Below are 15,600 nucleotides of genomic sequence, written 5' to 3'. Positions count from 1 at the left end.
GATAAACATCGGCAGGGGGAGCTATCTTATGATGAGAGGAAAAGCTCGGAGTGTTACGATTGTAGGACGTCGAGAGCCTCCAGCGTTTTTGTTACACTTGGCGGTAGCTATGAGAGCTACTGGGACGGGGGTGTCCGAACAACATCTGTCAAAATACGCAGAATTTCCGAGGGCGCATGGGAGCGCGCGAATTCTTTCGCAAGTCTCGACGCCCGTTTTCGGTAGTCCGATGTGTCGATGACGGCCCGGACGGCTGTGCGTAAAGCTTCCTGCGAGGGAGAATTGGTTTGCAGATTGATCCCGGCGCCCGACCAAGCAACGCGGGCATTTACGTCGGCCTTATCTTCGGTCAATCCTGCAGTAACAAGCGGGATGCCGAAACTCAACGCCTGATTGACGCTCCCGTAGCCGCCGTTGGTCACTAATACATCGACTTTAGGCAAGGCCCACTCGAATGGCAAATACTCGGCAACGAGTGCATTGCTAGGCAGTAACCCGCCTATGGCATCAATCGAGCGTCCGCCCATAGTGATGAGGACGAGTAGATCAGGCTCGGTTGCCAAAGCCTTTAGTGCCGGTCTGATGAGAAGCCCGAAATCGTCGTTTGCAACCGTACCCTGCGTGACGAGGACGACCTTACGCGAGCCATCGAGCTCTCCCGCCCAGGATGGGAGTGCCGCTTGATTGGGAATGATGGGCAACTGGCCGATGAAATGGACCGTGTCTGGAATGGTCCGCGGAAACTCGAAGCCGGCGACCGTGAGCTGCAGGTAGGCGTCAGCTAAAACAACGACGGAATCGAACAAGGTGTCTGGCAGCGCCCTAACGCCGGCCCTTGCTAGCCCGTCGGCGATCGGTCGATGGAATTGGGCATCGTACTCCAGCGCTAGTCGCGCATATCTTTCGAGCTCGATAGGACCGGCTGCGGGGGGCAGTCCAACAAAGTGCGGCGCCCCATCGTCTCTGTGCCAGTGCAGAAATGACGTACCGCATAGAATGATCGGAGGTCGCCCCTTGCGCGGCGTCAGCAGCATTGGAAGCAGGCCGAACATCATGCTGTCCGCAACAATAACATCGGCGGGAAAGTCGTCCAGAGCCCGCGCGATATCATCCTGTTGCGCCGGAATTGTTTCGACAAAGCGGCGTTCGATTGCGAGACGCAGTCGCTGTATTCCGGGTGGGAGCTCCCGAAGTTCGGCGGCAACTGCAACCGGTTCCCGACGATTGAGATCTGCCGCTGCTGAAAAGCTGCGGAAGCTGGCGCCGATATCCTTGACGCGCCCCTCAAGATGAGGCCCGGACAAGCACGTGACCTGATGGCCAACCTCTAACAAAATGCGCCCAACGCCTAGAAGAGGGTTGAGATGACCGGCCAAGGGCGAAGCGACAATGAGGATGTTCATGGCAAATCTCGGGTTAGTTAATGGGCGCCGGCGCGAAAAAGTGTCAGAGACACCGAGCCACGAGGCGGGAACTTGCGAGAACTTCTGCCGTCGAGAAGCGCTCACTGCAAATAACCGGCGTCGGCGAGATGGCCCCTGCCGTAAACCTGAAGCAAGCCAATCGAACAATGAGGTGCTTCAAGCGGTTGGCTTCAACACTGGCGCGCCCCAGCGGGAGAGCTTCGGCCCGTTCCCTTTCAATAGGCAACGGAGGTCGTCAAGTCTTTCCATTTCCTGTCGGAGGCGGCAACCTCGTCGGCTGCTACTAGCGCGTATTCATGAGCATCCTGGCCGATAAGAAGCTCGACTGGAGCACCATCCCGACCTGCGAGATCGACGATAAGTTGAGCGACCTTTTTAGGATCGGTGGGCTCGTTGCCGGAATAGTCTTGCAGCATTCTGGCAAAGGGCGCGACAGTCTGAAGGTAATGCGGGCTGATCGCGGGTATCCGCATTGACGACCCTGCCCACTCCGTTCGCATACCGCCGGGTTCGAGCGTCGTCACTTGTATGCCAAGTGGTTGCACTTCCTGCGCAAGAACGAGGCTGAAGGCCCTCACCGCAAATTTAGAAGCTTGATAGGGTGCAAGGCCCACCGAAGTGATGCGGCTGCCGATGGATGCAACCTGGAAAATATGGCCTGACCCCTGTCTTCGCATGATAGGCACGACTGCTTTGGACACGTAGACGGTGCCAAAGAAATTGGTTTCCACCTGCTCGCGGAAATCTTCCATGACGATATCTTCAACCGACGCGACGTTTGCGTAGCCGGCGTTGTTGACGACATAGTCGATACGACCAAAGCTTGACATGCATTTCGCGATGGCTGCCTGTACGGCTTCAGGATCGCTGACATCAAGGGATAGCGGCATGACACGGGAACCGTACCGGCCAACGATGTCATCAAGATCGTCGATATTGCGGGCGGTCGCCGCGACAGTGTCGCCTGCAGCGAGAGCAGCGAGTACAATGTGCCGGCCGAGGCCACGCGAGCTTCCGGTGACAAACCAGATATTCGGCATTCTGTGTCCCTTGTTTCTCGTCGCAAGGATGGGATCTGGCTTCATCTCTCGCCAGCTCCACGCACGCGACGTGTTAATTTCTTTCAGGAGTGGCAGCAAGCCCTCAATCAGTCATTTACCCGTGTGGAACTCGCCAAGAAATTTGAGTAATGCTTTGGTTACTTGGTCGGGCTGTTCCTCGTGGGGGAGATGGCCAGATTGCGCGATCGCGAGCGTTTGAAGCTCTGGAGCCATTGCGCGCCAAATTGCCTCCATATCGACCATCTTTGCCGCATCATAATCGGCACCCCAAAGAGATAATACCGGGCATGATCCGAAGGTCTTGATAGCGTCGGCCTGATCCTGAGAAAGATCCTCTCGCCAAGCGCGATAATCCTCAAATGCACCCCGAAGCCCGCCTGGTTGGGAATAGGCTTTTGTATACACCGATATGACCTCCTCCGATAAAGCTTGCGGATTGTAGGTCCAGTTCGTCAAAATGGATCGCAGCCAGAGTTCTTCTCTGCCCTGGATCAAGGCTTCGGGGAGGTCTCTTACGCCCTGGAACAAAAAGAACCATGCCGCCTGCGCAACTTCAGCATTCATATTTTCGAAGATCACCTTTGTCGGAATGTTGTCCAGAGCGGCAAAACAGGTTGTCACATCTGGATGATCCTTGACAAAACGAGTGCCGACGCGGGCGCCGCGGTCATGCCCGACGATCGCGACCTTCTCGATTCCAAGCACGCGAAGAAGATCGCGAACATCGTTCGCCATCGTCCGTTTGTCGTAGCCGGTAGACGGCTTTTCCGTCGCTCCGTACCCACGAAGATCAGGAGCGATGACACGATAATGCGCAGCCAGGGGCCCCATCTGGTGGCGCCATGCATACCATGTTTCCGGAAAGCCATGAAGAAGCACCACACAGGGGCCCTCGCCGGCTTCGACATAATGCATCTTCACGCCATTCGCGCGCACGCGATGATGTTCTAAACTGCTCATTACGGTCCTCCTGAATTTTAGGTCGGCTTTGGCTAGCGGTGTGCCGTCGGCCGGCTCCACAGCGCGTTGATTGCTTCTCACCCTTCCATTACAACCGCCATGCCAAGAGCATTAGGGGTCAGATGTCCCATGGTCGATCGCATACTGAGTGAGGTCGGCAAGTCCTACTTTTTTGGAGCCGTATCGTCGGGTAAAGGCGGTAGGAAGTGAGTGTCGGTTTGTGCCCCGATGGCGATAACGCGGGCAAAAGCTGCATCTGGCGGGAGCATCCCGAACGGCTCCTGCCTATCTGCATCCTCAACCGCATCGAAAAATCGTTCATGTGCAGCAATAGAGATACTGAGCATCCGCGCCGTATCAGTGCCCTGATTGAAGAAACCGTGCGGTGTATGGGGGCGGGCAATCACGACATCGCCGCTCTTGCAATCCCAACCCTCGTCAGACGCGGCGCTTGAAACGAAGTGGATGGCACCGCTAACGACGTAGAAGGCTTCGGGATAGCTATGGGTGTGAAGTGGCACGCCATCTCCGGGTTCAACAATCTGCTCAAAAAGGCAGAGTTCCCCCTCCGCGTCATCGCTTCTAACCTTCCAGGTGAGATTTGCTCCCGCAACCGAGAAACCCTTTCCTTCGCCTGCCGGTACGCGAATAAGTGTGCGGTCTTCGGTGTTCTCCATCACTTTAAATATCCTTTATTTGAACCTGAATAATCCGCCGAATGCCGTGAGCGGAGTGGCGCTTTCGAACAGCACGTGCGAGACCTCTTCGTTTGCCTCCCTGCCATTGACGGAGCACTAGATTTGGTTGATAGCCCGCTGCGGCTTGCTGCGGTCACTAGTTTGCTAGGAACTTAATGATGGCGGCGTAAAAGATTTCGGGCTGCTCAAACCACGGCATATGCCCGCACTCCGTGATCACAGTGAGTGATGCGTCTGAGATGCCTGCTGCTATGTGTTCCGAGATCGCGACAGGCGTCTGGAAATCATCTTCGCCGACGATGACAAGCGTCTTTGCGGTAATCTTATCGAGTAAGTCTATCTGCCTGGCCTCTGGCAGACTATCTGCCGTCATTTGCGTTCGCGTTGCCCAGCTGTTGATAGGCAGATCGAACGTCTCGATCGCTTTCTGCGCATTTTTGACTGGGTCAAAGAAATAAAGCGGTAAGGTCGAGGTGAGGACATCTGTGATGGCCTGGTCCTCAAACACGAATGGTCCCATCTCTATGAGCGCGGAGACAGCCTTGCTGAAGCGTGGATCGTCTGCGCGCCGAGCAATGATGGCGGAGGTGACTTCCCTCGCGGAAAGGCCGACAACCTGGCTGTCCGCCAGGATGAGCCTGCGGCAAGCGGCCGGATATCTCGCGGCGAAGCCGAGCGCAATTGCTCCCCCGTTGGAATGCCCAAAGAGGTCGATCAAATCCAGGCCGAGATACCTGCGCAGATGTTCTATATCGTCTGCCATTACAGAGGTGCCCATCGCGCTTTCGTCAACCGGGCGCGATGACCCGCCGCTACCTCGGGTCGAGATGACAACAACGGTAAAGCGTTCTGTGAGCGGCGCGAGCGCATGGCTGAGATAGCTCGATCCTACACCCCAGCCCGAAGAGACTGCGAACAAGAGAGGTCCCGCGCCATTTACCGTATAAACGAGGTCCACGCCGTTGATTGATGCCACGTGCTTCCCAGAAGATAGACTCATTGGCTTAATACTCCCGTCTGCATAATGCATATTAGATGATTTCTGTGATGATCTAGCAGCGTCCTCGGAACCGAGCGATAGTTATTGGCTTACAAATGACACACGCGTAGAATTGATATCGCCGTTGTAATTTTTAATTTGAACCGCGCGGATTGCACGGCAAACTGAGCCTGTTGGGCGCTAGCGCTTGCCACCGGCCAAGGTTTTCAATTGGAAGACTGCGGTTGAACGATCCTCATGACAGGAATTGTCACGCGTTCGGATGCACCATAGGGACCAGCAACCTTGTTGCTCACGGCAGGGAGGCTTTTAAGGTAGGCTGCAATTGCGTAGGCGTCGGATTTCTTCAAGCCTGCAAAGCGGCGCCAGGGCATCATCGGCGCCAGCTCTCGTCCTTCCGGCGTGACACCCGTTTGAATGGCTGTGACGATATCATCCGGTGACCAGTTTCCAAGACCCGTCTCTGCATCGGGTGTCAAGTTAGGTCCGACATAAGTGCCATGGTCGGATCCAACAAACCCAACATCAGACCCCCCAAGAATGCGGTTTTGGTCTGGCTTGCCGAAAAAATATCCCGGCGTATGACAATCGTTGCATCCTCCCATGGTCACAAGATACCGACCGCGCTCCACGGGAGTCTCCGCCTGCGCTAAACCGCAGTTTAAGCCTGCGGCCATCATTAACGGTAGCATAGCTGCGAGGGGCAGCCGGAGGAGATGCCTGCCAAACGCAATGGACACCATTTTCATTTTCGATCCCTCTTTCATCGCGTGCATCCGTTTCTCAAGGCAGAGTTTGGCTTTACTGAAGCTAGGCCGACCGAGAGAAATTTGGCCTTGTGTATAGTTGCGTAAATCCGGCCCGCTGGTAGTTGGAAAACGATGTATGCTGCGCCGTTTTTTCAATCTCTGGCTGCCCCGTTTCAGCTGTCACACCTTTCAGGCCGAGCTGGGCTGCAACCGTCAAGCGGGAGCGGATAAGCAGTGACTGCCCGCCTTTACCGCGATGATCTGGCAAGGTCGCATCCATCCCCATCCAACCCACGTGGCCGTCTGTGTAAAGGGCACCGCAGGAGACCGGGATAGATCCCGCAAAGGCCAATTGCACGGTCCAGTTGGGTCGGCCAACAACAGCCGCAAACCATTCGGAAAAATCGATGGGAAGACCGAAGCCGCCGGACAAGATACTGGCGAAGGCTCCCGCCAGCTCCGTGTCGATCGTGCGGACGGTCAGTTCGGATGAAAAAGGCGCTTCCTCGCGACCGACCTCGCGATAAAATTTTGCCCAACCATTGCCGACCGATCGGAACCCGTTGCCGGCCAAATATCGCGTGATATCTTCAAACACTGGCGGCACTTGGACCACCCATCCCGGCACGCAATTGGTCGTCATCCAATCACACGCGCCTTTGATGTCCCCGATCCCGGTAACCCCAACGATACGGTCTAACTCGGGGATGACGATAGTACCGTGGGTAAGGCAGGCGCCGTCGGCAATTTTACGCAGCTGCACCTTGTTCGCCGAGGCATAGGATGGAGGAACCGCCCGGTACACATCTGCAAAGGCTTGAGCTTCGATATGCTCGACGAGAAGAGACAGAGCTTGAATAGGGCGCATAAAGTCCTCAACATTTCATATGTTAACAAGGGCAAAAACGACCGCAGGGCGTGCGGTTCTTACGACAGCACCGGTTTCCTCGAGGTGAAATCGCTTTGTTTCAAAGGAACCAACTTTGTGGGTCCTTGTGGCTTTGAACACGGCCTGACAACTCAAAGTTCGTGGTCGGGTTTAGAGCCCCATGCAGGCTTGCGACCTTGGCATCTCGCCAGAGCCTTCCGAGCGCGTTGCCATTCTTGGCGATTGTCCCGCCCGACGAAGTGGCAAGACTATCTATTGCTTGCCACAGCAGGCCATTAACGAACCCAGCGTCTCGCATAAGGCGCGCACGCGTCGCAATATCCATCGGAGACGACCTGTCCGCGTGACACATTAGAGCTCGAATGGAATTGCGTAATATTTCCTCTGCGGCATCGATCTTCGCAGATGACTCGGCCATTTGGATATGCGTCACTGCGGCCTCGTCCTGTCTACCATAGACGGTAAAGGGAATGCCTCGCCGCGAGGCCGAGACAAGCGCGAGTTCTAGGGCAGCTTTTGCCATTCCGAGAGAGGGGAAAAGCAACTTTGTTGCAAGGAAGGGAACCAGCGGAAGCCTGTAGAGCGGAACGGCATCGAGATGGACCGACAGATACTCGCCCCTCATCGCCGCGGTCAGCGAAGCAACGTGGCTTTTGGGCACAAAGACGTCATCGACTTCAACGCTGGTGCTGCCGCTCCCTCGCAGGCCGAAAGTATCCCAATCGTTCAATATCTGGCATTGATAGACGGGAAGCAACGCTGCCTGCATTTCCGGAGCGCCCTGCGCCTTAGCCAGTGGAAATCCCAGAAGATTCCACTGGGCGTGATGAACCCCACTATTGAAGTTCCATATTCCGCGTTCGATCCAGATGCCCTCCGTCACCTCATGGGCTTTGATGACGCGGGGCGACAAGACGGTCGCAACCCGACCGCCAGGTGCGGAGAAGACATTATGGACAACATCACGAGGAAAGAGCATAGCTGCCATCCACGCTGCGCCGGTGAGAATACCAAGTGCCCAGGCAGCGGAGCCGTCGCCGCGACCGACTTCGACGATCATATCCATGTAGCTTTGAAGATCGATCTCGGATCCACCGTGAACTTGGGGCACCAAGGTTCCAAATAGACCGGCGTCATCGAAATCTGTCACCGTGGCGTCAGGCATTCTGCCTACCGCTTCGGTTTCCTCGCCACGCGCCCGCAGAATTGGGACCAGACCCGATAGAGTGGATGTATGATCTTGTAACCCACCGCTTGGCTGAGTTCGCATGCGATTGATCAATGTTGCCTCCTGGATAAGATCTGCCGTGTGCGATGCTTCGACTGCGGCTCTAATCGGACTAGGGCCAAGGTGGCTGTGTCGCATTGAGGAGTGCCGCCTGTTCGACGGGCATATTTTTGTTTCAGCTCGAATGGTCTAAGCCCACGCATTGCGCTTCCCCGGCTTTTTTGAAGCCGAATACGAGATGATGTGTGAGCAAAGACAGGTAACCGAACAGATTGGCACGCGCAGTTTTCGGACCTATTTCGGCGCCGGCGGCTGCTTGCGGAGGCACGGGTCGCTCGATCAGCTTGCCGTTAACGGCGACAAGTCTCACACACTGCGACACCACGTCTTGATCATTCTCTTTCATCGCGCGCCCGTGCTCCCGTTTGCGAGGAGCAGGAGTGAGCCCGTTAGATTTCAGGCGTGTTTCGTGGGAAGGCTGCATTGTTACAAATCGAACAAAGCAGGCAACAGAATTGGCGGCCGACAGGCCGGTCACGCTCCTCTAGCCGCTGCAGCCACAGTTGCGTAGGTAAGCTCCCTTATCGGCCCACTGTTGAGCTGCTTCCACTGCTCGGGATCATGGCCAAATACAATGAGAACACCATCATTCTGGTATTTCTGCAGGCGGCGGAAGCACTCCAGCATTGCAGTGTCATCCCGAACGAAGGGAGGCTCCGGAAGCACCATCTTTTCAAGAGCCTGCCGCAGATAGCAGGCGTCGGCCGAAAGGATGACCTCCCCATCCCCGAGCTTGACCTTGAGCGACTGGTGGCCGGGAGTATGGCCGTGGGTCGGAATAAGGATGACACTGCCATCACCGAAAAGATCATGCTCTCCCTCAACAAGGAGCTTGTCGTGACCGAGATCATACTGGCGAGTCAGATAGCTATTTTCTTCGATGGTTTCCGGCGTGGTTGCCGCTATCCACTCTCTCTTCTGGAGAACCAGCCGAGCGTTCTTGATCAATTCATTACCGCCGCAGTGATCGAAATGCAGGTGGGAATTTATCAGGTAGTCAATTTTCTCGGGGTCGACGCCAAATGCCTTGAGGCGCTCGGCGACGTCCTCGCCGGACTTGAACTCGGGCTTCACTAGAGGCTCAAACTTCCCCAATGTCCGTTTGACTTCCTCTGGATCGAGGCTCTGTAGGCCTGTCTCGAGTCCGGTATCGAACAAGGCAGTCCCCTTCGGATGAACGACTAGGTAGCTCGGCACCGGGATGGCCAACCAGCCTGGACTTCCGTTCATGAAAAGCTTGTATGGCATTGTCAGCCATCCGCATGTCATCGCATAAAGACGTGGGCCCATTTTCTGCTCCATTGGATTTAGACGGACGACAGGGGCGTCGTCTCACCAGGTTATTAACCCTGTTCGTGTCACCAAATCAGGTGACCATCCGATTGCACTTCCAGCGCTTCGTGTTTCAGATGTCATCGACGATGCAGACCTGTCGTCGCTCATTGGTAGGAGCCGTTCAGGGACGCCGGGCTCCACGGGTTTCCTCCACGTCATCTGTAACAACTTTTCTACACCTTGAAACATTGCGGTCGCATCGCTCGCCGAGGATCAAGTCAAAGATTTTTGGAGAGGCGAATGACCAAAGACCAAGCATTTGACGACCGCTATGCACAAAGTTCACGCCTGCTGGGTGCGCATGAGCGGCTCCTCTACCTTTATTCCAAAAGGCATCATCGGCATTTCTGCCTCGTTGGGGAGTTCGAAGGGCATCTCAACGAAATGAACCTTCAAGAGGCACTGCAACAGCTGCGCCAGCGATATGCACGTCTTCAGTTGGCAGTTGAGGATGGCGACGAGGGACCGCGCTTTATCGAGCATATCAGGCCACTGCCGGTCCAGTTGATCACGTCTGAAGGACGGCCGGATTGGCAGCCAATTGTTGAGGCCGAGCTTGCGAAGCCGTTTCACCCCTGGATGGGACCGCTCATGAGGACCTCTGTCCTCAGAGGAAGCACCGACTCGATGCGGTGGGTGATCGTTCTAACCTTCCACCATTCTATCGCCGACGGTCTGTCCGGAGTGGCTTTCTTGCATGGATTGGCTCGCGCCTTGAATGGCGAGGAGCTTCCGGCAGCTTCGGAGAGAAAGCCAGTCGAGGATTTGGTTCGGCAGGTTCTTGGCGCCAGGGTTCCTGCAGATGCCGATCAGACATCGCCTGGTATCCCCGACCTCGAAACCATAGAAGCCATTGCCCGGCGGCCGCTATGGCGGCCCTTCGAAGCCGACCGGCCCAAGGTCGGCGCCATCGCACTCCCTGCCAACGTAACGTCTGCGCTTGTTGGAAAGGCCCGAAAAGAAGGCAGTACCGTGCATGGTGCAATTTGTGCCGCAGTTGCTATAGCGAACGCCGCCCAGCATCCCTCTGGGAGCTATGCGATCATGTCGCCGATCAATATGCGTCCCGCTCTAAGAATTGAGCCTGACGAGATGGGATTGTTCATCACGGCCGCCACAATTCGCGTGCCGATCGCAGCAAGGCTCCCGCTGTGGGATTTGGCGAGAAGCTTTGCTGAAGAATTGAAACCGATGCGGTCGGCTCAGCACCTTTTTAGAAGCATCGCTGGGGTGGATGCGATATTGCCACGCAACGCGACCGTGGACCTAGCCTGCGGGCTTGTAGGCTCCCTCGCCTACGACGCAGTTGTCTCCAACCTAGGAGTTGTTGACGCCAACCTACCGGTCGGCGCGACGCGTCTTTCGGCTATTTGGGGACCACTGGTTCTCGGTCGGATACGAAACGAGCGAATGATCGGCTCTGCCACAATCGGTGGGTATCTTCGTCTGACCGAAGCGAGGCCTAGCCATATGCCAGACAGCCTGCAGCAGATCGTCACAACCTTGGCCGATGCTTGCTCCAGCTGAGCCTGCCTGCTGTCGGCGATCCACAACGAGGAACTCCGCGTGACCCCTGCCCCGCCTAACGTTTTTAGAATCCTATGAAGTCGCGCTTTCTCCAGCTCCTCGAAAAGCTCAGACGGCGAACACTTGCTGTCGCGGGGTGGCGGCGTTTACCATCACCGATCTTGCAGACGGTGATATGCCCCTGCTATTCCCTAGTGGAGGTCTTGGCATGCCTCCGACTTGCGAGTAGCAGGTCTATTCTTTCAACGGTAGTGCTGGCCGATCCCCGTGCTGAATGCGAGCTTCCCCACAGCAACCAGGTTTCGGTACGCCAGCTCGAATTGGGGTTGCTGTTTGCTGACCGGCTCGTTATCGAATGGCGCTGCCAAAGCCCCTGCGTGTAAGGCGCAATAAACACCGACTGAAGCCGAAATGATGAAGTCATTCAGATCGCCCTATATACTGTTGGGGGTAGACAAGGGGCTTTCAGCCGAGTCTGGATAGAACAGCCTTATGACGTATGCCGACGTTCGCCTTTGCCGAAGGTCCATTGGGGAGCATTGATTCAATCACATCTTAGCTGGCGCGGCGTATAAAAAAGTCGCCGGCGGAGGCCGGACTGTGCCTCAAGGGGAACTATCAACAGACTGGAGTGCCCTGCAGACCTGATCAAACTAAGCGCGATAGACCGTCACATCAAATGAAAACATGTTACAAATTAAATAGTTAGCAAATTTTGAAGCATGGCGTGGCTATGCAGATCCTGTCAGTGAGATAACCGAGCAATTATGAGCGTCTAATTATTCCGCGGCGGGTACTAATTTGTATATCCTAATGAACCAACCAAGTAAGCTGAACCAGTCCTGAAAAGGTGCCCCAACCGCGCAACATCGTCCCGCCCCCAACCGATAAGCTTCAAGTGTACCAGAAGCCAGGTGGAAAAAAATCGAAGCCTGCGGCTCAGCTACATATGAAACGCAAATAAGCAGGCCGGAAGCTTTTTAGAAATGTAAGAAGCGCATTCCGACCCACCATTTCCGACATCTCAAAAGTTTGGCCGCGCGTTCGGTCCTGCCCAATGATATGTTTTTCCTGCCTAAGTTCAGAGAGCTTTCGATGATAATTTATCTTACTCTATTCTGTGTGTTTGCGGTTTTGTTCCGCGTGGGTTCGCTGCTCATTTCATTGCGCCATGAAGCGGCGCTGAGAAAATCGGGAGCGGTGGAGATTGGCAGAAAGAATACGACAGTGCTAGCCGTGGCTCATGTGCTTTACTACGTATGCGCAATTATCGAGGCTGCGTTCAGACCTCACGATGCAGGCCCTGCTTTATGGCTGGGCATCCTTCTTTACCTTGTCGGGACTCTGGCACTTGTTTTCGTGATCCGTTTGCTCGGCCCGCTGTGGACCGTTAAATTGCTCATAGCGCGCGATCACGTGCTCGTTAAGCACCCGCTGTTCCGCTGGTTCCGACACCCCAATTATTTTCTAAATATTCTGCCTGAACTTGCTGGGCTGGCGTTAATATTGAATGCCCATACAACATTCGTTGTTGGTCTCGCCCTCTATGCCGTACCCTTGACGATACGGGTTCGACAGGAAGAGGCCGCGATGCGCGCGCGCTTCAGAGATTACTGAAGGAGTCGCATCTGTGAGGGTGATCGCCTCATTTCCTGTTTGTCGCTCGAGCCTGGAGTTGCTCACGACTACCTGAGATGACGGCCATATCCGACGAAGTCTATTGCGTTACATTTGTAACCCGATTCAACTTTCGCGTAGCAAAAGCAAGTCCTACAGTTTTCCGTGTCCTTTGGGTGGGGCATCGGTGAGGAAAGCCGATGCTACCTTCAGATGATCGTCGGACTTTTGCTGCAATATCGACCACTCGCCTCCCTATGGCAGCGGCTGGACCAGCACAGCCTCGCAGGTTGGGAAATAGCTTCCGCCACGAGCCCGCCGTCGTTATAACCTATTGTGTGAATTCAAAGGCTATGTGGCAGCCCCATTGTAATGGACGTATTGGCGCAGGGATGAAGAGATGATCGCCTCCAATGTCATGCCATCACTGGCCTCGATCTTTGGGAGACGGCATAGCCTGGCAGGTCAACCTTGGCTAATCGTATCAGTGACAATGGCTGCGGTGCTTTTTGCCGTGCTGGCAACAGGACGTGGTCCCGACAGAGAGACCCACGAAGCCACTCTAACAGCGCTCCGCGCAGTCGACATTAATGATGCTTCTCTTCAAAGGGACGTCCTGCAATCACGCTACGGGATACTACAGGACTACGACCCAATCGTCGCATCAATCGTCAACTTGCATAGGACGATCATAAACCTTCGCTCCCTGTTGAACGAAAGCGACACGTCAGGGGACAAGCAACTCTCCACCCTTCTTGATTCTCTCGATCAGTCAGTTGGTCAAAATGAAGAGGTGGTTGAGAGGTTCAAGACCCAGAACTCCCTACTTCAGAATTCTTTGCAGATCTTTGGCAGGTCGCTTAGCCGCCTGCATACGGAGCAAAGTCCGTCTGGACTGAGAGCACCCGGAGATCTTGGCAATCAGATGATGCAGTTTTCGATGCAGCCGAGCGCTGATCTTGCAGCTTCGCTGCGGCAAAAGCTTGAGATTATGATCCTGCCCGACGCGGAGAACCCTGCGGCTGTGCGCAGCGTCGTTGTCCACGGCGTTTTGGTACTTTCGACCCTCCCGGAAGTTGACCGAATGGTTGCGGAGGTGCAGGCCTCAATTACGTCCGGTCGGGCCCAAAGCCTTCAGAAGGAGTATCTCGAGGAATATGGCCGTTTGAACCTGCGCGCCTCATGGAGCCGGATCTTCCTCGGCTCGATATCCTTTGCCCTCTGCGGCTACGTCGTTAACCTGGTGTACAGATTGCGTCGTCAGACTGATCGACTGAGGCAAAGACTTGATTTCGAGGCTGCTCTCTCGAACCTCAAATCCTGCTTCGACAATGCCCGGTTGGGGCATTTCGAGGAAGCGCTACAAGCAGCCCTTCATCAGGTAAAAAATCTCTCACAAGCAAGCGCATACCAGTTCGCCCTCACAAACCTGGATAGTAGCGAGATTGAAGAAGCCTATAGCAGCGCTATGGTTGTGAGACGTTCGACGATTTTTTCCCGCGACCAGATCCTAAGAGACATGACCGCTAGCGGAACAATAACGGCATACTGCCATAAGCCGGTTAGTATGAACTTGCCGCCACCGACCAGAGATGGTGGCTGCAAGAGTGTACTTAGCGGGGGGCTTGTTGTGGGCGTTAGGCTTTCGGAGCGAATGGTAGGCATTATTGCCATTGAATACGAGAAGGCAAGGCTGAGAGCAGCTGAGGAGGAAATCGAGGTAATAGCCGCCATGATGCAAGTCATCCTACAAAATATCGACCAGCATCGGATGCTGTCGGAGAGAGAGATATTGGAGCGTCGTCTCGAGCACGCAGAGCGACTGCAGGCGGTTGGGACGTTGGCAGGCGGGATTGCGCACGAGTTTAACAATATATTGGGTGCCATGCTTGGTTACGCAGAAATGGCACTGCATTCTCAAAGGCGGAAGTCACCGACGTCGCAGTTTGTGCGGGAAATCATTTCCGCAGGGGAGCGCGCAAAAAAAATCATCGATCAGATACTCACGCTTAGCCGACGACGAGAGCGCGTTACCAAACCCATCGATGTTGTGGAGGTCGTCAACGATATAATGCCCCTGCTGCAAATTTCCCTTCGTGATGATGTCCAGCTGAGAACCAAGATGCCGGCCAGGAAAGCGGTAGTACTCGGAAATCCCGTTGAAATTCAGCAAATTGCGATGAATCTCTGCAAGAACGCTGCGGAGGCCATCGTCGGTGACGGGGAGATCGAGCTTGAAGTATCTGTTGTCGAAACCACTGAGCGATTGACTCTTTCCCATGGTGATCTTCCTGTAGGCTGCTGGATCAGGCTTACGGTGTCGGATAACGGAGGAGGTATTCCCGAGGTCGTTCTGCCGCACATCTTCGAACCTTTTTTCACCACGAAAACAGATAGCGGCGGGACGGGGCTTGGTCTTGCGGCTGTACACGGAAACGTCATTGCGCTTAGCGGTCATGTCGACGTTCGCAGCGAAGCTGGAAAGGGCACCCAATTCGAGATCTATCTGCCCCTGTGCCGGAAGGTGCCAGTCGGGATAAGTGAGTTCTTTGATGAGGCGATCGTCCCGGTAGGGAGTGGAGAGTTTGTTGGCGTGTTGGAACGGGATCAAAAGCAGCGCTTGATGTACGAGGAAAAACTTGCCGCTCTTGGTTACGAGCCTATCGGCTTTCCAGACGCCGCTTCACTCGATCGATGGGCCAATGGCGGGCAGTCAAAACTCGATCTGCTGATCGTCGACAGCGGCTTACTCCTGACGTCATCGATAGAGCATGGCCAGATGGTCTACCCGCAAGCCCCGTGCATCATCATCGCACCACAAGGTCTTAGCGATCCGTCAATCCGCCGTCAGTTCACCAACGCCGTGATCCTGCGAAAGCCTGTCAGCGCGAATGAACTTGCGAACGCCGTCCATGACCAAATTCACGCTCGTCCGGGTTACGTGCGACCCGAAGTAGGGGAAAAAACCAGGGCATTGCTTTAGCGGAGTGGCGCGTCGCAATTCCGCGCGACTGCCGCGCCGAGCCTCGTCACTTTCAAATTTGAAAACGTC

At 55.2% G+C, this 15,600-nt stretch carries 13 protein-coding genes; 3 read left to right on the top strand and 10 right to left on the bottom strand.

The genetic code is table 11. The features are described 5' to 3' along the window. Positions 1-116: 116 nt before the first annotated feature. From VH564_RS11760 to VH564_RS11715, 10 genes are all read right to left on the bottom strand, one after another. On the bottom strand, positions 117-1,403 hold the full coding sequence (locus VH564_RS11760) for a glycosyltransferase (RefSeq protein ID WP_423340027.1): 1,287 nt from the start codon (positions 1,401-1,403) through the stop codon (positions 117-119). Positions 1,404-1,639: 236 nt separating this feature from the next. Then, positions 1,640-2,464, bottom strand: a complete 825-nt coding sequence (locus VH564_RS11755) for an SDR family NAD(P)-dependent oxidoreductase (protein ID WP_423340026.1) — start codon at positions 2,462-2,464, stop codon at positions 1,640-1,642. 111 nt (positions 2,465-2,575) lie between these two features. Then, on the bottom strand, positions 2,576-3,445 hold the full coding sequence (locus VH564_RS11750) for an alpha/beta fold hydrolase (RefSeq protein WP_423340025.1): 870 nt from the start codon (positions 3,443-3,445) through the stop codon (positions 2,576-2,578). A gap of 164 nt (positions 3,446-3,609) precedes the next feature. Then, positions 3,610-4,122 carry a cupin domain-containing protein gene (locus VH564_RS11745; protein WP_423340515.1) on the bottom strand — a complete coding sequence of 171 codons (513 nt, stop codon included), beginning with the start codon at positions 4,120-4,122 and terminating at the stop codon, positions 3,610-3,612. Positions 4,123-4,279: 157 nt separating this feature from the next. Then, a complete protein-coding gene (locus tag VH564_RS11740; RefSeq protein WP_423340024.1) occupies positions 4,280-5,119 on the bottom strand; it encodes an alpha/beta fold hydrolase in 840 nt (279 codons plus the stop codon). Between the two features lie 230 nt (positions 5,120-5,349). Further along, positions 5,350-5,910, bottom strand: coding sequence for a c-type cytochrome (locus VH564_RS11735; RefSeq protein WP_423340023.1), 561 nt, complete (start codon positions 5,908-5,910; stop codon positions 5,350-5,352). A gap of 43 nt (positions 5,911-5,953) precedes the next feature. Continuing rightward, complete coding sequence (locus VH564_RS11730; protein ID WP_423340022.1) at positions 5,954-6,760, bottom strand: hypothetical protein; 807 nt, start codon at positions 6,758-6,760, stop codon at positions 5,954-5,956. A gap of 100 nt (positions 6,761-6,860) precedes the next feature. Beyond that, the gene (locus VH564_RS11725; RefSeq protein ID WP_423340021.1) at positions 6,861-8,063 is read right to left on the bottom strand and encodes an acyl-CoA dehydrogenase family protein; all 1,203 of its coding nucleotides are present in this window, start codon (positions 8,061-8,063) and stop codon (positions 6,861-6,863) included. A 121-nt stretch (positions 8,064-8,184) separates the two neighbouring features. Then, positions 8,185-8,547, bottom strand: a complete 363-nt coding sequence (locus tag VH564_RS11720) for a hypothetical protein (RefSeq protein WP_423340020.1) — start codon at positions 8,545-8,547, stop codon at positions 8,185-8,187. Continuing rightward, the gene (locus VH564_RS11715) at positions 8,544-9,317 is read right to left on the bottom strand and encodes an N-acyl homoserine lactonase family protein (protein WP_423340019.1); all 774 of its coding nucleotides are present in this window, start codon (positions 9,315-9,317) and stop codon (positions 8,544-8,546) included. The genes VH564_RS11720 and VH564_RS11715 overlap by 4 nt, the downstream gene beginning before the upstream one ends. Positions 9,318-9,644: 327 nt before the next feature. Here VH564_RS11715 and VH564_RS11710 point away from each other — a divergent pair, with 327 nt between their 5' ends. The 3 genes from VH564_RS11710 (at position 9,645) to VH564_RS11700 (ending at position 15,531) form a co-directional block, all read left to right on the top strand. Further along, positions 9,645-10,931: a condensation domain-containing protein gene (locus VH564_RS11710; protein WP_423340018.1), complete on the top strand. Its 1,287-nt coding sequence runs from the start codon at positions 9,645-9,647 to the stop codon at positions 10,929-10,931. 1,095 nt (positions 10,932-12,026) lie between these two features. Beyond that, positions 12,027-12,548 carry an isoprenylcysteine carboxylmethyltransferase family protein gene (locus VH564_RS11705; RefSeq protein WP_423340017.1) on the top strand — a complete coding sequence of 174 codons (522 nt, stop codon included), beginning with the start codon at positions 12,027-12,029 and terminating at the stop codon, positions 12,546-12,548. A gap of 400 nt (positions 12,549-12,948) precedes the next feature. Next, entirely contained in the window at positions 12,949-15,531 is a 2,583-nt protein-coding gene (locus VH564_RS11700) for a two-component system VirA-like sensor kinase (protein WP_423340016.1), read from the top strand. The last annotated feature ends 69 nt before the right edge of the window (positions 15,532-15,600 follow it).

The organism is Rhizobium sp. HT1-10 (assembly GCF_049472505.1).
Classification (GTDB): Bacteria; Pseudomonadota; Alphaproteobacteria; order Rhizobiales; family Rhizobiaceae; genus Rhizobium.
Note: the sequence above shows the minus strand (reverse complement) of the source record. Positions and strands in the feature narration are given on the sequence as shown.

Bases quoted from the DNA above. Each gene is read 5' to 3' on its own strand.
- VH564_RS11760 (WP_423340027.1), bottom strand. From the start codon at position 1,403: ATGAACATCCTCATTGTCGCTTCGCCCTTGGCCGGTCATCTCAACCCT.
- VH564_RS11755 (WP_423340026.1), bottom strand. From the start codon at position 2,464: ATGCCGAATATCTGGTTTGTCACCGGAAGCTCGCGTGGCCTCGGCCGG.
- VH564_RS11750 (WP_423340025.1), bottom strand. From the start codon at position 3,445: ATGAGCAGTTTAGAACATCATCGCGTGCGCGCGAATGGCGTGAAGATG.
- VH564_RS11745 (WP_423340515.1), bottom strand. From the start codon at position 4,122: ATGGAGAACACCGAAGACCGCACACTTATTCGCGTACCGGCAGGCGAA.
- VH564_RS11735 (WP_423340023.1), bottom strand. From the start codon at position 5,910: ATGAAAGAGGGATCGAAAATGAAAATGGTGTCCATTGCGTTTGGCAGG.
- VH564_RS11730 (WP_423340022.1), bottom strand. From the start codon at position 6,760: ATGCGCCCTATTCAAGCTCTGTCTCTTCTCGTCGAGCATATCGAAGCT.
- VH564_RS11715 (WP_423340019.1), bottom strand. From the start codon at position 9,317: ATGCCATACAAGCTTTTCATGAACGGAAGTCCAGGCTGGTTGGCCATC.
- VH564_RS11710 (WP_423340018.1), top strand. From the start codon at position 9,645: ATGACCAAAGACCAAGCATTTGACGACCGCTATGCACAAAGTTCACGC.
- VH564_RS11705 (WP_423340017.1), top strand. From the start codon at position 12,027: ATGATAATTTATCTTACTCTATTCTGTGTGTTTGCGGTTTTGTTCCGC.
- VH564_RS11700 (WP_423340016.1), top strand. From the start codon at position 12,949: ATGATCGCCTCCAATGTCATGCCATCACTGGCCTCGATCTTTGGGAGA.